Here is a 17,582-nt window from a genome sequence, read left to right on the forward strand (position 1 = left end):
ATGAAAAAGATAGCTTTATATGTATTTGCCATCCTCTTTCTTTTAGCCGGAGTATCCCACTTTGTATTGGAGCCCTTTTTCACACATGCAATGCCTGATTGGGTTCCATTTCGTCCAGTCATCGTTTATATTTCTGGAATTATGGAAATCGTTCTAGCAATTGGTCTAATGAGGAAACGGACCCGCAGGAAAGCCGGGGTACTTATTGCCATATTCCTCGTGTTAATCTTCCCTGTTAATATTTACATGGCATTGGTACCTGAACAGTACAGCATCCCTACCTCTGCCTTATGGTTACGCCTGCCACTGCAATTTGTTTTGATCTGGTGGGTGTTAAAGGTGAGGAAAGTAGTCTAATTCATCTTGGACTTCTAACCCCTGTATATCTGAATATTATGTTAACATTGTATCGCATATGGTAATATGAGTTTAACGAGAAAGAATAAGGACGTGATTACTTTGCTGGAAAAAGAGCTACAGTCCGATTGCGCAAATTGCTTCGGCCTTTGTTGCACCGCATTACCCTTTGCCAAATCGGCTGATTTCCCGTTTAATAAACAAGCTGGTACTCCTTGCCCGAATTTACAGGAGGACTTCAAGTGCGGCATTCATCAGCATTTACGTGAAAAAGGGTTTAAGGGATGCGGTGTTTTTGAATGCTTCGGGGCAGGGCAAAAGGTTTCCCAGGAGACTTACGGTGGCATCAGCTGTCGAGAAAAGCCCTCTATTGCCGAGGAGATGTTTGAGGTCTTTCCTGTTATGCAACAACTACACGAGATGCTCTATTATTTGGTTGAAGCGTTGAAAAACAAAGCCGTTAAACCGCTTCACGGCGCGTTACGGCGCATGCTTGATAAAACAGACGCCCTTACAAAACTAGCGCCGCAAGATTTACTTGAACTAGCTGTTGCAGATCACCGGGCAGAGGTAAACATATTGCTACTTCAGGTTAGTGACATGGTGCGGGATAAATCCCCCGTTAAGCATAATCAGAAAGTGAAACATGATCTGGTGGGAGCAAAGTTAAAAGGCGCTGATTTGCGCGGTGCGAACTTAAGGGGCACTTTACTACTAGCTGCAGACTTACGAAAAGCGGATTTGCGCTGGGTGGATTTTATCGGTGCAGACCTGCGAGATGCTGACATTCGAGGAGCAATTCTACATAACAGTATTTTTCTTACGCAAGCACAAGTAAATGCCGCAAATGGAGATAAAATGACCAGGTTACCAGCAGGCTTGAAGGTACCAGGACATTGGTAAGCAGTATTTGCAAGAGTAAAAGCAGGGATGCAACCCTGCTTTTTCTAATATCCTTTATCAAAATCAACTAGGTTCTTAGATGGCTTTTCTCCTTCAATGTAGTCCTTGAGATTTGGAATAAAGATGTCTTGGATAACACGCTCTGTATAATGCTCTGTCGCCCCAGCCGTATGTGGTGTAACAATCACGTTTTCCATTTCCCATAACGGGCTGTCTTCCGGTAATGGCTCTGTCGCGAAAACATCCAGACCCGCTCCAGCAATCTCACCGGATTGAAGTGCCTCTACTAACTCCTCCTCTTTCACAATCGGTCCTCTACCAATATTAATTAAGACGGAGCTGTTTTTCATTTGGGAAAATTGCTCGGCACCAAATAAATTCTCTGTTTCATCCGTCAGTGGCAATGTAATGACGACAAAATCACATTGTGGCAGCACGTCTGCTAACTGATCAGGTGTATACATTTCATCCACGTAATCCGCATTTTTCCCAGAATGGCGAACACCGAGGACTTTCATACCAAACGCCTTGGCAATTTTCGCTGTTTCCAGTCCGATTGCCCCCACACCGAGTACGCCAATTGTCTTCTCGTGAATTTCTAGTTTTAAGTCGGCATTTTCCCATTGCTTTTGCTGCTGCTGACGAACATATGCATGAATTTTCCGTGTTAGACCAAGCATAAGCGCGAAAATTGTCTCGGAGATTGGATAGGCATGCACGCCATTCGCACTTGTGATCGAAACGTCCTTGTCCTTTAATGCTTCAAGTGGCAGGTTGTTAACACCTGCACTCCAGGTTTGGATCCATTTTAGTTGGTCGTTATGCTCAAGGATTGTTTGCTCAATCGCCTTTTTCCAATGAAGGATGATTTCCGCATCTTTTAAATCCTGTTGCAATTTATCTGGATCTTTCCCAGATACAATTTCCCAGTTAGGGGCTACGTCTTTTATTTGTTCCATAAATTGTTGATCAAGATCTAAATTAACCACCATTTTTCGCTTTGACAATACGACCCTCTCCTCTACATCTTTAATTTTCTATCTTATTCTTATACCCTGTTAGCGTAGAAGTTTCACATGATGAGTTAGGGGTGTATATCCTCTAGAAACCCTTCTTCAAGCCTAGGCTCTTGCTTAATTGTTTCTATTGGAAAAATAAAGGTCCATGGCATACTGCTTTTCGCATCCAGCTTAAGGTTTGGAAAGGAAAAAGTATGACTAGCAATTAACTCCCCGTCCTCGGAATATCTTAATGGCATGTCTGTAAAATGCATTGTTTCCTCGGAAAAATTTTGAACAATTACCGTTATAAGCAATTCTCCACGATAATTACGCGCTTGCCAAAAAGGGATATATTTCATTGGGGTAGCTTGTTCATTAGCCTGCTCAAACGCGACCTCAACTTTTTTCCTGTCGCCAGGGGAAATGGTTTTATCCCATGCCTGTTCCCAAACTAATCGTTGCATGCTCTCATTCCTTTCCTTTTGCTGGGTTGTAGTAATTGATTGGTGCTCCTCCGTTAGCTTTGATGGAGCGAGTTTATGTTGCTGGGGCGCGGCTTTGAGGTGCTGGCGCGCCTCTTTCTCTGCTGACGCGCCTTTTTGCATTGTTGGTGCGCCTCTTTCTCTGCTGACGCGCTACTTTTCTCTGTACCGCCCCACTTCTCTCTACCAACGCGCTCCACTAGCTCATATAATCTGTAATCAACTCATAAGCCCTTTCTTTTGTTAACTGTGCTTGTGTACTTATGTACTGCATGGATTCCATGGATCCACCTTCGTATTTTGCGGCTTCTTCTGCTGCTTTTGCGTCACGTGTTTGAACCCATGCCCGTTGTTCTTCTCTTAGGCTTTCCATCTCATCTTTAGACAATTGCTTTTCTAACTCTGCGTATACCTCATTAAGTGCATCGTCCCACATGTTAAAGCTCTTCCCTGCAAACTCAGTTAACTCTCGTTGTGTGGAACCCAGTTCTTTTTCTTCTGCTGCTAATTGCTCTTCTAATTCAACGAGCTTGTTTCGATAGGCCGTTTTCATATCGGGAGTAGACTGGTCAGATTCATCGTCCTGAGCTGTTTCTGTTTCCTCTTGCTGTTCACCTTCTGCGCCAGGGTTAGATTCTTCGGCATTGTCCGCCTCCTCCTGAGTCTCTTCTGTTTCACCGCTAGTAGTGTCCGTTTCTTCTACATTGCTTTCTGTATCATCTGCTGTCTTCTCATCATTTTCGTTTCCACAAGCTGCTAATAACAGGATAAGAAAACCTGCTATCACTATTTTTTTCATTTTATGCTCATCTCTTTCTTTTTTGTCTCCTTCTAGTATCCCACTATACGTCTGGCTTGTCATTTGAAAAACTTCATTTTAGTTGGCGAATATTCTATCTAAAAACACCTCATGATAAGAAAGGGAGGTGGTCTGAATGGGAAAAGATCGTCAGGAAAAGAAACTGAAGGCAAGTCATCGTGTAGAGTCTGACCGCGATACAGGACTACGCTATCCCGGAACAGCTAAAATGTCCAGCCCAGAAGAAGCAAGAAGGTTAAATGATGGTCATAAATAGTAGGTTAAAGAGGGCCTCTCTACAACGGGAGGTTCTCCCCTCTATTCCATGAATAGCTTTTTCATTTTTACAAAACATAACAAAAAGAGGAGGGTCTAGATGAACCATCATATTAAATCAATTGCGATAAAAGCTGTTGCCACACTGGTTCTATTGTATATCGTCTTAGGGCTTGTCTATGATATGCCTTTTGGTGACATTCTCTTTATTACGTTAACACTTGGAATTCTATCGTACTTAATTGGAGATCTATTTATACTTCCGCGCACCAATAATACAGTTGCAACCCTTTCTGATTTTGGGTTAGCCTTTGCCCTTATTTTTATGATGAGTGAAGGACTTGAACCAGGAGGTGGATGGTTGACTCCTGCTCTTATTTCCGCATTTGGTATCGCGGCGTGTGAAGCCTTCTTCCACAAATATATGGAAAGGCAATATAAAAAGGACCATACTACCTCAAATGCTACTCGGAGAATGAACCTTGGTACAGAAGCCTCTGAAGAGCTCACCCTCGAGGATAATCAGGATAAATAAAAAACAAATGGAGGAATTTTCCGATGTTCAAGCACATAAAAGAACTACAATATAATGCTAAACCAAGCCAGCCAGACCCGGTCTATGCGAAGAAGCTTCAAGAGATTCTTGGAGGACAGTTTGGAGAAATAACAGTCATGATGCAATACCTTTTTCAAGGGTGGAACTGCCGAGCAGATCAAAAGTATAAGGATATGATACTGGACATCGGTACAGAAGAAATTGCGCACGTTGAAATGATTGCGACCATGATTGCACAATTGTTAGATGGTGCACCTGCACGAGAACAGGAGGAGGCCGCTAAAAACCCTGCTGTTGAAGCTGTATTAGGTGGCATGAATCCACAGCATGTTATCGTTTCTGGGCTAGGCGCTACGCCAACTGATAGTGTGGGGTATCCATGGAATTCTCGATATACAGTAGCAAGCGGAAACTTACTGGCAGATTTTCGGGCAAATTTAAACGCAGAGTCTCAAGGTCGTTTGCAGGTTGTTCGTTTATACGAATCTACTACAGATCCAGGGGTACGTGATATGCTTTCATTCCTAATTGCACGAGACACCATGCATCAAAACCAATGGATGGCGGCTATTGAAGAGCTGGAACAAACTCAGAAAGCGATCGTACCAAGCACCTTCCCGCAAAAGCTAGAAAAACAAGAGGTTTCCTACTCCTTCATGAATTTCTCCCAAGGGGAGGAAAGTGCACAGGGTAGATGGGCTAGTGGACAAAGCATGGACAAGCTGAGCAACTTTGAATATGTGGCCAACCCTGAAGCGATGGGGCAAATTCCGCAATTGCAGCAGGCGCCTGCTTATATTCACAATAGCCCTGACCCAACAAAGCCAGCGCCGCCCAATATGGATGCAGCCAACTACGATCCACAAAAGTAAAGCTAGGAGGTGTTTTCATGAGTAAAGGTCATCGGGAAAAAAAGAAAGGAAATGCCGGCGAAAAAGCAAGAAACAAAACAGGTATGCAACAAACGGAAACAACGAAATTTTCTAGTCCCGAGGAAGCCAGCATCCAGACTCAGAATAAGACGAGTAAGTAATGCATAAAGCGGCCACTTGAATAGTGGGCGCTTTTTCTTATATGTCATCAACCCTCCCTTTGCTACATAGTATAGAATGACAACTATGTACAAGCTATTTTTGGAGGGAATCGGAGTGGGGTACTTTTTCAGTTCTATTATGTTGGGACTCGCTTTATCTGCACCTGTTGGACCTATCAATGCTGCACAGTTAAATCGGGGGATTCACCACGGTTTTTTCCACGCCTGGCTAGTGGGGCTCGGGGGAATGGTAGGGGATCTCCTCTTTATGCTTCTTATCTACTTTGGACTTGCTGCATTCTTGACAACTCCTCTCATAAAGACCTTCCTTTGGGCGTTCGGCTTTTTCATCCTTGTTTACACAGGAATAGAGAGCATAGCTAAAGCAAAAAAGCAGCTAGCTGGAACAAACCGTGTAAAAGCCTCAACAAAAAGAAAATCGTTTGGAACAGGCTTTTTTATGGCAATCTCCAATCCGCTTAATATCGTTTTCTGGCTAGGTATTTATGGCGCAGTCTTAGCCAAAACAAGTGAAACACTTGGTAACACACAAATTCTAATCTATAGTAGCGGTATTTTTATCGGGATTATGATGTGGGATGTTGTCATGGCCGGATTGGCAAGTGTATTTCGTAAGATCCTCACAGATCGACTCCTTTACCTTATTACCATAACAGCAGGCCTCAGCCTCATTGGCTTCGGCCTTTATTTCGGATATGAAGCCATCCTACTCCTGCAAAATCCTTAACGAAGACAGTCACCTATTGGGCTCTTCCTTCATACTGTATCGTACATAGAAGGGAGAGTAGACAATGGATACCATCTTAGATAAACAGTGGCTGGACAACAACCTGAAAAAGCTGCCCCGTTGGCAACAAGAGGTCTATACCTCTTTTTCTTCCATGCTTACACATAGAAATACCTACCCATGCGTTCCAGCAAGAGTTGGTTTTCTTGCAAATGAACTACGTTTTCGTTTTCTCGGCGATCCCCGTGAGACCATTACGGCTGAGAATCTTGCAACCACGCTGAAAACTTATGGGGAAATTTCGCGTGATACCGGGAAGTATGCCTCATTAGCGATCTTTTTTCACACGCCTGAGGAGATGGTTTCCGCATATAACGTGGAGGATTATCGTGAGGTATTTTGGAAGCTAATTAACGAAGTAACGATATATGATGAAACAGAGTGGCCTTCCAACATTCCTGAAGATCCGCACCACCATAAATGGGAATTTTGCTTTGACGGGGAGCCGTTTTTTGCCTTTTGTGCAACGCCTGCCCATAAGAGGCGAAAAAGCCGTTATCAACCATGCTTTTTTATTGCTTTTCAACCTCGTTGGGTTTTTGAAGAAATGAATGGGAACACTCCTTTTGGCCAAAAAATTAAAAAAGCCATACGCCACCGGTTAGCAGCGTATGACGAAGTTGCACCCCACCCAGACCTAAACTGGTACGGTGAAGCAAACAATCATGAATGGAAGCAATATTTTTTAAGCGACGAGCAGGATAGCCCTACTACATGCCCTTTCACCAGAGTGAAGAATACGTTCTCCAGCCTACTAAAATAAGAGGTGCCTACTTTCTCCGCAACGGTAAGGTCATACAGCGAATACCCCCTCCAGCTTTTTCAAGCTCGGTGACATCTATTTCAATGTATTTTTTTCGTGCAAGCTTCGGATGTTTTTTCAGCATTTGCTTATGTGCCTGTTTACTAAGCAAAATGGTTTCGGGATCTATATTGAAATAATTAATATCTGGAACGGAATTGTATTCCGTTAGCCAGTACACCTCAAAACCATGGCGCTGTAAAAAGGTGGGCACCATCTCATATCGGTCGCCCTGTTCTGTCATGACGCGGACCGGGAAGTGACGCATAAATTCCATGGCTATTATCAAATCTTCGTTTGCGACATTGCAATTCATATCCAGGTGCAACGTATCACCGCGCCTTGGGACGCTAATCACCGCCACCTCGGAAAAACCAGCCTGAAAAATGTGCTGCTTTAGGATTTCAACACTTTCCATGCTTGTACGCAATCCAGCATTAATAAACACGGCATTCTGATTTAGCACCAAGACGTCTCCGTTCTCAAGTGCGTGGATACCTACTTTTGCCGGAGGGATAAAAGACGAACCAAACCAAGATTGAAGAACACCGTGTGCTTGTACATATTCTGGCTCACGCATGAAGATAGTCGGATCCCCTGGTAGAATCGTATTGCCAAAGACACAAGCAAGGTCCCTTACAAAAAAACGATTAAGCAACTGTTTACTGAGTAATTGATCCTCTTCAGACAGTTCCTTAGAATAATCCAACACTTCCACTCCAGCATCCAAAAAGGCATTCTGAAGCTCTAAAAAGTTATTCATTGCCTTCTGCTGCTGTACAGGCGCACTCCATTGCACATCCTCGGCAACTTTTAGTGTCGGTATATCTACTTTGGCTGGTGGACAAATCATCACTGCCTCTAATTCTCCGTGTTCTGACCAGCAATTAGGCTTCATTTGTAACATGTATACCCTCTCCTGCCTTTTTCCATATCTTTTACGTTTTCATTCAGGATTATCCATACATGAAAAAGGCCTGTACGGAGAAGATAAACATGAAATGTTGATAAAATGGAGGGATATTAATGATGCAAAATCAAAATCAGCAACCGAATCCAAATGCTCCCATGAACCAGGCAATGTCTAAAAATCATGGTGGGCATGAGATGTTTGATGCGCATGAAGTGTTAGCAGGGGTCATTAACATGCTTGATCAGTACCAAATGTATAATCAGCATATTCAAGACCCAGAATTAAAAAATATTGCGCAACGTCAATCCACTTTCGTTACACAACTATACAATACAATGGTGGAATGCTTCAAAACTGGACAAGATCCGACCGTACCAACACAGCAATACCACATGACACAGGAAAATGAAGTAGTATATGGGATAAAGCCAGGGCAGCCAAAGAAACCGAATAGCTCCGTCAGCCAGCTTTCTGATCAAGGGCTTTCCGCATACATGTTAGGTAACACGAAGTCATTGACATCACTGCTTGCCATGACTGCAGCCGAAATCACAAACCCAGTGTTACGTCGTGTTGTTGCCGACAGTGTTCCTAATTTCATTGAGCTGAGCTACGAAATATTCCTTTATCAAAACAAAAATGGCTATTATCAAGTTCCTCAATTAATGGAGCAAGATATGCAGCAAATGCTGAATAGCTATGCAACTGTCCCGCAGCAGGGCAACACGGTGCACTAAAACCATCTTGAATTGAACAAAAGCCGGCTGATTACCTGAATGGGTAATGCCGGCTTTTTAATTGGTGCTGTTTTGGGGTGAGTGGTTTCAGTTTGTGGCGTTGTGGTTTCACTTTGCGGTGCTCTGGTTTCACTTCGCGATGCTCTCGTTTCAGTTTGCGCCGTTCTGGTTTCAGTTTGCAGTGCTCACGTTTCACTTTGCGACGCTCTGGTTTCACTTTGCAGTGCTCTGGTTTCACTTTCCAACGTTCACGATTCTACCCCGATCTCGTTCCACTTTCTAATACTTTCAACTATACCTGGTTAATTTCGCTCATCCGAGGTGTCTCCTTCTCTGTCCCTTTAATAAGAAAGCCGATACCTAACAGAAGCATGCTTACTCCTATCCAGGAGATGAAGCTTAGTTCCTCCCCTACAATAAAGACGCCTAAAAAGGCTGCGGTTAATGGTTCAGCAAGCGATAACGTTACTGCTGTTGAAGATGGAACATGGACGAGCCCTTTTGCAAACATGAAATAAGCTAACGCCGTGGCAATTAACCCAAGGTGAAGGCTGACAGCCGCTCCGCGCAATTGTGTTATCCAGGTCATATCATAAACAAATAACAATGGCGAAAGCAGGATAGCACTAAGCGTAAATACAACGGCAACGACTGATATAGACGAATAGCTCTTCACGAGGTCTTTACTGACAATGGTATATATCGCAAACGATAGACCAGCCCCTAATGCTAATAGAAGCCCTAAAGGATCTACATAGACAGACGATTGGTTTAAAAAAAGCAATAAACAACCTACAATAGCCAAAAATGTAGACAGCCACCAAGCTCTGATGGGGCGCCTTTTCCAAATTAGCCACTCCATTAAACCGGATAAAATGGGAGCACTGCCAATTGCCACCACTGTCCCAATCGCTACCCCCGTCATAGTTACCGCGGTGAAGAAAAACGGCTGGTAGGCGGCCATACTTAATGCAGCCAATATCGTTGGCTTGATGGGCCAGCTTTTTAAATTTAATTTTCCCACAAACAGCACAATAATTGTTAAAGCAATGCCTCCTACAGCTAGACGGGCAGTGCCAACCGCTACAGGGTGAACACCTTCTGGCAGAAGGGTCTGCATCGTTCCTGTTGTTCCCCAAAGCATTGCTGCAACTAATACCATAACAATTGCTACTTTCCCCTTCAATTTACCCCTCCTGTGGCTTAATTCTCTATTCATTTCGAAAACATAAAAAGAACCTTTGCTCCTAGCATAGATAATCACAGCAGTGTTATCTATACCAAAATAAAGGTTCTTTTTAGCCATTATTCATAATCTCTATAGTTTTGTGGAGAAGTTCCTACTTTTTTTGTAAACCAGCGCGTGAAGGAGGAGGCATTCTCAAAACCAATTTCTTCGCTAATTCGAGTGATTGTCTGGCCTGTGCCCCGCAATTGACGCTTTGCTTCATTTAGCCTCAATTCAGCAATATACGCTTTTGGACTTTTCCCCGTCTTCTTTTTAAACCAAGTTGAATAATACACTGGATGATAATGCTCCATGGCTGCTAAGTCTTCAATCCGAATACTCTCCCTAAAATGCCGATGAATGTAATTAATGGAAGGTGTTGTGGCGCGGCGAATCTTCTGCCCCACATATCTAACCAGCTCCGGCAATCCTGAAGAAATATTGCTAGGCTGCTTGGCTTCCTCCAGTAATAAAAATCGGATGGCCGACCACTGGCTATCTAACGCTGATAACGTTATCTCTGTTTCTCCAGGTAAAAAGGAGGTAGGAATATCTAATATAAGAAACTCGTTTCTGTCCTGTGACCGATAGCTGTGCGTACAGAAAGGCGGGACATAAAAGCAATGATCTGTACCTAGCAGGATTTCCTGTCTATCTGTCGCAATGTCCAAAGTTCCTTGTAGCGGAAATAGGAACTGGCCAAAAGCATGGGCATGGGAATCCAGTTTTTTAGAATAGCTCCTTTTTTCACAGACGATTTGATTATCGCTCTCCATTCGCTCCCCTCCCCAATAAATACTTACATTAAGTATAATGCGTCCTCATGAGAGGAGAAAGCGTTTTGCTACAAATCGAGCTTAAAAAGCACATTCGTTAATACTCTCTCCAATCAACTGCTTTACACTTGCAAAATCTCACGAATATCGTCATCCGTTAATGTCGTTTCCCGTTTTTCTTTTGGATCAATAACCGCCTCAATCAATTGCTTTTTCCTCTCTTGCAGTTCATTCATCTTCTCTTCAATCGTTCCGCGGGCGACTAGCTTAATTACCTGCACCTCGTTCTTCTGACCGATTCGATGTGCACGGTCTGCTGCTTGTTGCTCAACAGCAGGGTTCCACCAGCTGTCATATAAGATTACTGTATCAGCACCTGTCAGGTTAAGGCCCGTTCCACCTGCCTTTAAGGAAATGAGAAACATATCACGTTCCCCCTCATTAAATCGATTGACGCGGTCCATTCGTTCCTCTGATGCTGTTTGGCCATCCAGATAAAAATAAGGGATGCCCTCTTGGGATAGCTCCTTCCCAATGATGCCAAGCATTTGTGTGAATTGGGAAAAGATAAGCACCCTTCTTCCGGCAAGTCGTGATTCCTCCATCAAGCGCTTTAATTGCTCGAGCTTAGCAGACTTTCCTTTGTACCCAACAACAAATAAAGCTGGATGACAGCAAATTTGCCGCAATCGCGTTAATCCTGCCAGAATGCGGATTCGATTTTTTCGTAACGTGTCTTTATCTAAATGCTTTAAGGTATCATGGCGGAGCTTAGCCAAGTATGCGGCATAGAGCTTTTTCTGTTCTTCGAATAAATCCACGGAGGATCGTTCTTCCGTTTTTTGTGGAAGTTCTGCCAAAACATCTCCTTTTACACGGCGTAGCATGAATGGCCTGATCCTTCTTGCCACCTGTTTTTGCGTTAAATTACTATATTCCTTGAGCCCTCGGAAAAGCTCTGGGAATACGACATGAAAAATGGACCATAGCTCTTCAAGATGGTTTTCCATTGGCGTACCAGTCAACGCAAACCGGTAGTCTGCTTGAATTTTCTTCACAGTACGGAATATTTGGGTTGTCGGGTTCTTGAAGGCCTGTGCCTCATCAAATAATACCGTATGAAAGGATTGCTTTTCATACAACGAAACATCCTGTCGTAATAGCGGGTACGATGTGATGACCACATCTCCCTCCATTGCTTTGCGTAATGTCTCCTTACGTGCTGCCTTACTGCCATCTATAATCGACGCAACAATCTCGGGAGCAAATTTCCTCAACTCATAATGCCAGTTGTACGTTAGGGAAGAAGGACAGACAATTAATGCTGGCAGTTGTTTTTCTCTAATTTGCTTCAGCTCTGATAAAAGGAAGGCGATGCCCTGCAATGTTTTTCCAAGTCCCATCTCATCTGCAAGCACCCCACCAAATTGGTAGCTCGCCAGCGTCTTCATCCACCTATACCCATCTTTCTGATACTCCCGTAGTACTGGATTTAAGGTCTCCGGAACTGGAAAAGTGCTAGCTTCAGGTTTCGCTAAACGTTGAAGGAAGCGTTTAAAGGAATCCTCTTTCTTAAATAACGGCTCGTCTGCAGCATCAAGCAACTGAAGACCTTGAAGCAACGGGACTTCTAACCCTTTCTCAAGTCCATCATGCTGTTCGGGCACTGCATGTAGGAAGCGTTTAATTTCTTCAAATTCTCTTGTCTCTAATGAGAGCAACGCACCATCCCGCAAGCGATAATACTTGCGCTTCTCCTCCAGTGCAGCAAGAACTTCCTTAATATCCCGCTCTGGAAAACCTTTCATCTCAAACTTAAACTCCAACCAATTTGTCCGCTCAGGATGGGGTCTCACCCTTATTCTTGGTGCCACAGGACTTTTCATCACTCTCGTTCTTACGGCTGTTGTCGCATAAACGGAAACGTACTTTTGCAGTTTTGGTAGCAAGTGATGGAGAAAGGTGTATTCAAGCTCCTCATTATGCAAAAAGTAACCGCCATCCGTTTTGGCAAACTGCCCTTCTTCCATTAAGGCAAGGATCTCCTCTTCCTTTTCCATATCGCGAATGACGATGCCATGAGGGGCTTCCTCTTGTTCCAACGGATTAATAATACTGTTTTCATACTGAAATTCCAGGCTCGCAAGCAAGCGGTTTTTCACACGATCCAAATAGAGCTTTGCCACTAACGGGGTTTTAGGTAAATGATCCGTAACCGTGCCTGCCATATTCACTGTTCCAATTCTATTAAGGCTTGGAGCAACTTTTTCGGTGAAAAAGGCAGCTTGATTTTGTGGTATTGGAATGTTGTTTGTCCCAGCATTCTCAAGCAGCCTTTTCATCTCTACTATATAGGTATAGTCTTTTTTGCCCAGCTCCATCATATTCCCCGCAACGAAGATAGACTCATAAGCATGTAGTAGTGTGAGTGCTTCAAATCCCTTTATAGCAAGCAAGTAGTCCTCGCTTCCTTCTCTCTCGGAAAAATCAAATTGCAATGGAAGCGGTCCTCTTGCCAGACGAATGCCTGTATAGCTTTGTTCTCCTGCATTTATAGTAACGGAAGACAATCCTACAAGTAGTGGCAATAGTTTTTTCCACGAGGATGCAGGCAAGAGTAGCGTCGTTCGATCTACTTTGTCGGTGTCATCTTCCAAATATACTTTTTCGTCTTGCACAGACTGGATCAGCTGCCTGATTACCGCATCTTGTTCATGGGGAAAGAAGTGTTGTTCTGGATGATAGGTGAGCACAGAGTTCAAGCTATAGGTGCCTCCCTGCTTCACTTCTTTTAAAAACGCCCGAATATCCGTTACGTCTTCGTTATCTAGCTGTAATGACACCCCAAACAGCTTGTCGTTATTGTGTAAGGTTATAGGCGCAAGTGTGAAGTGTACCTGTAGCGGCTCGCGATTCTCAAAATGGCGTTGTTCCCCGCTACTTCTTACAGGCTTGTTATCAAACAGATTGATAAACCCTGTAGCAAGCTCCTGCCGATTGCGTTCACGTACTGCTAAAAGCACTGCTGCGACATGCTGGCAATCCTTTTGAAAAGATGCAAGAGAAGGGCATGTACAGGAAGTGCTTAGCTTATCGCCTTCTGTTTGGTCTATTGTTACGTAAAAGTTTTCCTTGCCAGCAACGACAGCTTCGGCTCTTGTTGCTGTGACAGTATGTAAATCCACTTTTCCTGTTTTATAAAAAGCGTCTCCTTTCTTAAAGGAAACGTCTCCGCATCGCTCTGCAATTTTTTTATCAGATAAGGTAACCTTCACGACATCTCGCCTGCCTTCAAACATTGTTCCGTGCATTTTTTATTATTGTATCATAAGGAACCCAGGTTAAAAAGAATGTACGTTCGACTCACGTAGCACTGTTTTCTTTCTTCAAGGACGGGGTTTTGCTATAATTTTTGTAAAGAAAAAGATAGTACGAGGAGGGGCCCATGAGTCATTCAGATGGATATAGAAAATTCCAGATAGTTTTTCATCTCATTATTGCCATTATCGCTTCTATTATTTTATACACCTATGCAGTGGACGGTTTTCAAGTAGCCTATGTTATTATTGCTGGTGTTATTGGTGTATCAAGTATTTTTCAACTGGTCTTGTTGTTGCGGAGAGGGAGTAAGGCGAAAAATCAAACTTCACATTAAAACCTTTTAAAAAGCCGTGCACTCATCCCTTTCGAATGAGTGCACGGCTTTTCATTAGATTCTTTTTAAATTGCTTTATCGTTGCTTACACCATTACTTTACAAATATCACGCGTGAATTCAACTGGGTCGTTGATTGGCAGGCCTTCAATTAACAATGCCTGGTTGTAAAGCAGGTTTGTAAACAAGTTTAATTTGTCCTTGTCTGCTTCAAATGATTTTTTAAGCGACTGGAATACATCATGGTCTACGTTAATTTCCAACACTTTATCTGCCTTGATCTGCTGGTTATCTGGCATGGCATTAATCACTTTTTCCATTTCAATGGAGATGTCTCCCTCTGCGGTCAAGCAGACAGGGTGTGATTTAAGTCGTTTAGATGCGCGTACATCTTTTACTTTATCAGCCAATACTTCTTTCATCGCCTGGAATAGTTCCTTGTTCTCTTCTTCCTTCTCTTTTGCCTCTTCACTTTCTTCTTCATCTAATCCCAAATCGCCACTGGAAACAGATTTAAACTCTTTCTCTTTATAGTTCATGAGCATCTTGATAGCAAATTCATCAATTTCCTCTGTGAAATAAAGGATTTCGTAGCCTTTGTCAGCAACCATCTCTGTCTGTGGCAGTTTTTCAATACGGTCAATCGAGTCACCAATTGCATAATAAATATATTTTTGATCCTCTGGCATTCTTGACACGTACTCTTCTAATGTCACGAGCTTTTTCTCTTTAGAAGAATGGAATAATAATAGATCCTGTAATACTTCCTTATTGGCACCGAAATCACTATACACACCGAACTTCAGCTGTTGACCAAATGCTTTAAAGAAACGCTCGTATTTCTCACGGTCATCACGTAATAGGCTGACTAGTTCTTTCTTAATCTTCTTGTTAATATTCTTTTCAATTAGCTTTAATTGGCGGTCATGTTGCAGCATTTCTCTTGAGATGTTTAGGGATAAATCTTCAGAGTCCACCATTCCTTTTACGAAACTGAAATAGTCTGGCAACAAGTCCCCACATTTATCCATAATGAGTACACCATTTGAGTAAAGCTCTAGGCCTTTTTCATACTCTCTCGTGTAATAATTGTACGGTGCACTTTCCGGAATGTAGAGAATCGCATTGTAGCGAATACTTCCATCCACATTAATGTGAAGATGCTTTAGCGGCTTATCAAAGCCATAGTGCTTCTCTTGGTAAAAGTTCTCATAATCCTCATCGGTAAGCTCACTCTTGTTCTTTTTCCATATTGGCACCATGGAGTTGATCGTTTCTTCTGTGATAACCTCTTCCGTTTCCTCTTCAGAGCCTTCTTTCGGCTTGCTTTCGGTCACATCCATTTTAATTGGGTAGCGGATAAAGTCAGAGTACTTCTTCACGATTTGTCGCAGACGGTATTCTTCCAGAAACTCATCATAGTTATCTTCTTCTGTATTTTCTTTAATCTCAAGCACAATTTCCGTACCTGGCTCGTCCTTTTGTACAGCGGTGATTTCATAGCCATCAGATCCTTGGGATTGCCACTGATAAGCCTCATCACTATCGATGGATTTCGTCGTCACCGTTACGCGATCTGCCACCATAAAGGCTGCATAGAACCCAACACCAAACTGCCCAATAATGTCATGTCCATCTTTGATTTCATTTTCATTTTTAAATGTGAAAGAGCCACTTCGAGCAATTGTCCCCAGGTTGGATTCTAACTCCTCTTTTGTCATGCCAATTCCTGTATCAATCACTTTTAACGTTCTTGTATCTTTATTAGGAACGAGCTTTATATAATAATTACCTTGATCAAATGAGATCTTATCATCTGTTAAGGCGCGATAATAAATTTTGTCCATTGCATCACTTGCGTTCGATATTAATTCTCTTAAGAAAACCTCACGCTTGGAGTAAATCGAATTGATCACCATATCCAATAGCTTTTTTGATTCTGCTTTAAATTCCATCTTCGCCATATGTATCTCCCCTTCTAAAAATATTCTTTAGCACTCGAGGTGTGCGAGTGCTAAACCCTCTATGTTTTTAATACCATAATCGATTTTGGCTGTCAATCCTATTGTCCGTCGTACATTGTTCTATTAAATAATTTTATAAAAGGGGCTTTGTAAAAAAGGAATAAAATATAATTTAGAGAATATATAACATAAGCCTTTGAATCAAAGGGGAGATGATGTGATGGAATTAATAAAAAAGCAAACTGAACTTAACGGAAATACTTTTAATTATTTGGAAGGAGGAGACCCTTCCGCACTACCAATTGTTGCACTTCACTCACTGGGTAACAGTGCAACATCATGGGTTCATGTAGCTGCTGGCTTAGAAGGAGATTATCGCTTTATTGCCTTAGACCAAAGAGGGCATGGAGAAAGTGTGAGAACAGATACGTATTCTTTTGAAGAAATGCGTGAAGACTTACTGCTTTTCGTTGATGAACTAGATTTAGAGCGTTTTATTCTACTTGGCCACTCTATGGGAGGGACTGTTTCCTATCTTTTTTCTCAGCAATACCATTCTAGATTAGAAAAATTAATTGTTGTTGATACCCCTCCGCCATTTCCTGATGAACCAAAGGAAATACCACCAGAGCCAGCAGAAACCCTACCTTTTGATTGGAAGGCGTTACAATCTATCATGGAGCAATTAAACAGTCCAAACCCGTCATGGTGGGGAAAACTGTCAGCTATTATTACACCAACACTTATTATAGGAGGAAGTTCGAGTAATATTCCGCAAGATAAGTTACGTGAGGTATCTGAGCTCATTCCTGATTGTAAAATGGTTACGGTAGATGGTGCAGGACACCATGTTCACCATGATAAATTACCAGAATTCCTAACAATATTGAATAATTACCTTGAATAAAAGTACTTTGTTAAAGAGGTGAACCTGATGAGTTTAGTCGACACGATAGATCCTTTTCTTATGCAACTGATCATTGTACCGTTCACTACTATTGGCTTGGGTGTTTTACTAGCAGTTTTTACTAAAAAGATTTTCATTGGTCCATTAGCAACACTACTATTAAATTTACTTTATGAAGTATGGTATTCCCTGTATTATTATCCGGAATCTGAACTCCTTTTAACACCTTATAATATTATTTTCCCTCTTATTTCTTTAGTTCTTTCTGCAATGTTTGTAGGAGGGAAAAGGGCTAAAGAAAGGTCCACATCTGAGTAAAATTATGTGACGAAGTTGGATTGCAAGTGAAATATAGGAATATAAAAGTTGGAGTGGTTAAAATTGAA

The 17,582-nt window shown here is 42.4% G+C and carries 20 protein-coding genes; 12 read left to right on the forward strand and 8 right to left on the reverse strand.

Annotated features, from left to right (window positions below):
• Positions 1 to 357: a hypothetical protein gene (locus tag LG273_RS18065; RefSeq protein ID WP_404456384.1), complete on the forward strand. Its 357-nt coding sequence runs from the start codon at positions 1 to 3 to the stop codon at positions 355 to 357.
• A gap of 66 nt (positions 358 to 423) precedes the next feature.
• A complete protein-coding gene (locus tag LG273_RS18070) occupies positions 424 to 1,260 on the forward strand; it encodes a pentapeptide repeat-containing protein (protein WP_404456387.1) in 837 nt (278 codons plus the stop codon).
• Positions 1,261 to 1,304: 44 nt separating this feature from the next.
• Here the strand turns inward: LG273_RS18070 and LG273_RS18075 are convergent, their stop codons facing one another.
• The 3 genes from LG273_RS18075 to LG273_RS18085 form a co-directional block, all read right to left on the reverse strand.
• Positions 1,305 to 2,267 carry a D-2-hydroxyacid dehydrogenase gene (locus LG273_RS18075; protein ID WP_404456390.1) on the reverse strand — a complete coding sequence of 321 codons (963 nt, stop codon included), beginning with the start codon at positions 2,265 to 2,267 and terminating at the stop codon, positions 1,305 to 1,307.
• 77 nt (positions 2,268 to 2,344) lie between these two features.
• On the reverse strand, positions 2,345 to 2,866 hold the full coding sequence (locus LG273_RS18080) for an SLAP domain-containing protein (protein WP_404456392.1): 522 nt from the start codon (positions 2,864 to 2,866) through the stop codon (positions 2,345 to 2,347).
• 76 nt (positions 2,867 to 2,942) lie between these two features.
• Entirely contained in the window at positions 2,943 to 3,605 is a 663-nt protein-coding gene (locus LG273_RS18085) for a lysozyme inhibitor LprI family protein (protein ID WP_404456395.1), read from the reverse strand.
• Positions 3,606 to 3,678: 73 nt separating this feature from the next.
• On the opposite strand from LG273_RS18085, the gene LG273_RS18090 reads away from it, so the two are divergent.
• The 6 genes from LG273_RS18090 (at position 3,679) to LG273_RS18115 (ending at position 6,978) form a co-directional block, all read left to right on the forward strand.
• Entirely contained in the window at positions 3,679 to 3,819 is a 141-nt protein-coding gene (locus LG273_RS18090; protein ID WP_379560140.1) for a YpzI family protein, read from the forward strand.
• 99 nt (positions 3,820 to 3,918) lie between these two features.
• The gene (locus tag LG273_RS18095; RefSeq protein WP_404456399.1) at positions 3,919 to 4,353 is read left to right on the forward strand and encodes a YndM family protein; all 435 of its coding nucleotides are present in this window, start codon (positions 3,919 to 3,921) and stop codon (positions 4,351 to 4,353) included.
• Positions 4,354 to 4,376: 23 nt separating this feature from the next.
• Positions 4,377 to 5,246 (forward strand): manganese catalase family protein, encoded by an 870-nt coding sequence (locus LG273_RS18100; RefSeq protein WP_379560142.1) that lies wholly within the window; start codon positions 4,377 to 4,379, stop codon positions 5,244 to 5,246.
• 17 nt (positions 5,247 to 5,263) lie between these two features.
• Positions 5,264 to 5,407: a hypothetical protein gene (locus LG273_RS18105; RefSeq protein WP_404456402.1), complete on the forward strand. Its 144-nt coding sequence runs from the start codon at positions 5,264 to 5,266 to the stop codon at positions 5,405 to 5,407.
• A 115-nt stretch (positions 5,408 to 5,522) separates the two neighbouring features.
• Complete coding sequence (locus tag LG273_RS18110; RefSeq protein WP_404456405.1) at positions 5,523 to 6,155, forward strand: LysE family transporter; 633 nt, start codon at positions 5,523 to 5,525, stop codon at positions 6,153 to 6,155.
• Positions 6,156 to 6,219: 64 nt separating this feature from the next.
• Positions 6,220 to 6,978: a YqcI/YcgG family protein gene (locus LG273_RS18115; protein WP_404456408.1), complete on the forward strand. Its 759-nt coding sequence runs from the start codon at positions 6,220 to 6,222 to the stop codon at positions 6,976 to 6,978.
• A 7-nt stretch (positions 6,979 to 6,985) separates the two neighbouring features.
• On the opposite strand, the gene LG273_RS18120 is transcribed toward LG273_RS18115, so the two are convergent.
• Positions 6,986 to 7,924 (reverse strand): arginine deiminase family protein, encoded by a 939-nt coding sequence (locus LG273_RS18120; RefSeq protein WP_404456411.1) that lies wholly within the window; start codon positions 7,922 to 7,924, stop codon positions 6,986 to 6,988.
• A 122-nt stretch (positions 7,925 to 8,046) separates the two neighbouring features.
• Here LG273_RS18120 and LG273_RS18125 point away from each other — a divergent pair, with 122 nt between their 5' ends.
• Positions 8,047 to 8,667 carry a spore coat protein gene (locus LG273_RS18125; RefSeq protein ID WP_379560222.1) on the forward strand — a complete coding sequence of 207 codons (621 nt, stop codon included), beginning with the start codon at positions 8,047 to 8,049 and terminating at the stop codon, positions 8,665 to 8,667.
• A gap of 292 nt (positions 8,668 to 8,959) precedes the next feature.
• On the opposite strand, the gene LG273_RS18130 is transcribed toward LG273_RS18125, so the two are convergent.
• From LG273_RS18130 to LG273_RS18140, 3 genes are all read right to left on the reverse strand, one after another.
• Entirely contained in the window at positions 8,960 to 9,853 is an 894-nt protein-coding gene (locus LG273_RS18130; RefSeq protein WP_404456414.1) for an EamA family transporter, read from the reverse strand.
• A gap of 119 nt (positions 9,854 to 9,972) precedes the next feature.
• Positions 9,973 to 10,671 (reverse strand): helix-turn-helix domain-containing protein, encoded by a 699-nt coding sequence (locus LG273_RS18135; RefSeq protein ID WP_404456417.1) that lies wholly within the window; start codon positions 10,669 to 10,671, stop codon positions 9,973 to 9,975.
• Between the two features lie 122 nt (positions 10,672 to 10,793).
• Entirely contained in the window at positions 10,794 to 13,970 is a 3,177-nt protein-coding gene (locus LG273_RS18140; RefSeq protein WP_404456420.1) for an SNF2 helicase associated domain-containing protein, read from the reverse strand.
• A gap of 146 nt (positions 13,971 to 14,116) precedes the next feature.
• Here LG273_RS18140 and LG273_RS18145 point away from each other — a divergent pair, with 146 nt between their 5' ends.
• The gene (locus tag LG273_RS18145; protein ID WP_379560155.1) at positions 14,117 to 14,326 is read left to right on the forward strand and encodes a hypothetical protein; all 210 of its coding nucleotides are present in this window, start codon (positions 14,117 to 14,119) and stop codon (positions 14,324 to 14,326) included.
• Positions 14,327 to 14,411: 85 nt separating this feature from the next.
• On the opposite strand, the gene htpG is transcribed toward LG273_RS18145, so the two are convergent.
• Positions 14,412 to 16,289 (reverse strand): molecular chaperone HtpG, encoded by a 1,878-nt coding sequence (gene htpG / locus LG273_RS18150; protein WP_379560157.1) that lies wholly within the window; start codon positions 16,287 to 16,289, stop codon positions 14,412 to 14,414.
• A 220-nt stretch (positions 16,290 to 16,509) separates the two neighbouring features.
• Between htpG and LG273_RS18155 the strand changes: the two genes are divergently transcribed.
• The gene (locus tag LG273_RS18155) at positions 16,510 to 17,196 is read left to right on the forward strand and encodes an alpha/beta fold hydrolase (RefSeq protein WP_404456425.1); all 687 of its coding nucleotides are present in this window, start codon (positions 16,510 to 16,512) and stop codon (positions 17,194 to 17,196) included.
• A 27-nt stretch (positions 17,197 to 17,223) separates the two neighbouring features.
• Positions 17,224 to 17,514 (forward strand): hypothetical protein, encoded by a 291-nt coding sequence (locus tag LG273_RS18160; protein WP_404456428.1) that lies wholly within the window; start codon positions 17,224 to 17,226, stop codon positions 17,512 to 17,514.
• Positions 17,515 to 17,582 lie beyond the last annotated feature (68 nt).

It is taken from the genome of Oceanobacillus kapialis (assembly GCF_044790185.1).
Taxonomy (GTDB): Bacteria; Bacillota; Bacilli; order Bacillales; family Amphibacillaceae; genus Oceanobacillus_B; species Oceanobacillus_B kapialis.

What these genes read in the sequence shown, in the direction of transcription:
- LG273_RS18065 (WP_404456384.1), top strand. Translation starts at nt 1, where the DNA reads ATGAAAAAGATAGCTTTATATGTATTTGCCATCCTCTTTCTTTTAGCC.
- LG273_RS18070 (WP_404456387.1), top strand. Translation starts at nt 424, where the DNA reads ATGAGTTTAACGAGAAAGAATAAGGACGTGATTACTTTGCTGGAAAAA.
- LG273_RS18080 (WP_404456392.1), bottom strand. Translation starts at nt 2,866, where the DNA reads ATGCAAAAAGGCGCGTCAGCAGAGAAAGAGGCGCGCCAGCACCTCAAA.
- LG273_RS18085 (WP_404456395.1), bottom strand. Translation starts at nt 3,605, where the DNA reads ATGACAAGCCAGACGTATAGTGGGATACTAGAAGGAGACAAAAAAGAA.
- LG273_RS18090 (WP_379560140.1), top strand. Translation starts at nt 3,679, where the DNA reads ATGGGAAAAGATCGTCAGGAAAAGAAACTGAAGGCAAGTCATCGTGTA.
- LG273_RS18095 (WP_404456399.1), top strand. Translation starts at nt 3,919, where the DNA reads ATGAACCATCATATTAAATCAATTGCGATAAAAGCTGTTGCCACACTG.
- LG273_RS18100 (WP_379560142.1), top strand. Translation starts at nt 4,377, where the DNA reads ATGTTCAAGCACATAAAAGAACTACAATATAATGCTAAACCAAGCCAG.
- LG273_RS18105 (WP_404456402.1), top strand. Translation starts at nt 5,264, where the DNA reads ATGAGTAAAGGTCATCGGGAAAAAAAGAAAGGAAATGCCGGCGAAAAA.
- LG273_RS18115 (WP_404456408.1), top strand. Translation starts at nt 6,220, where the DNA reads ATGGATACCATCTTAGATAAACAGTGGCTGGACAACAACCTGAAAAAG.
- LG273_RS18120 (WP_404456411.1), bottom strand. Translation starts at nt 7,924, where the DNA reads ATGTTACAAATGAAGCCTAATTGCTGGTCAGAACACGGAGAATTAGAG.
- LG273_RS18125 (WP_379560222.1), top strand. Translation starts at nt 8,047, where the DNA reads ATGCAAAATCAAAATCAGCAACCGAATCCAAATGCTCCCATGAACCAG.
- LG273_RS18135 (WP_404456417.1), bottom strand. Translation starts at nt 10,671, where the DNA reads ATGGAGAGCGATAATCAAATCGTCTGTGAAAAAAGGAGCTATTCTAAA.
- LG273_RS18140 (WP_404456420.1), bottom strand. Translation starts at nt 13,970, where the DNA reads ATGTTTGAAGGCAGGCGAGATGTCGTGAAGGTTACCTTATCTGATAAA.
- LG273_RS18145 (WP_379560155.1), top strand. Translation starts at nt 14,117, where the DNA reads ATGAGTCATTCAGATGGATATAGAAAATTCCAGATAGTTTTTCATCTC.
- htpG (WP_379560157.1), bottom strand. Translation starts at nt 16,289, where the DNA reads ATGGCGAAGATGGAATTTAAAGCAGAATCAAAAAAGCTATTGGATATG.
- LG273_RS18155 (WP_404456425.1), top strand. Translation starts at nt 16,510, where the DNA reads ATGGAATTAATAAAAAAGCAAACTGAACTTAACGGAAATACTTTTAAT.
- LG273_RS18160 (WP_404456428.1), top strand. Translation starts at nt 17,224, where the DNA reads ATGAGTTTAGTCGACACGATAGATCCTTTTCTTATGCAACTGATCATT.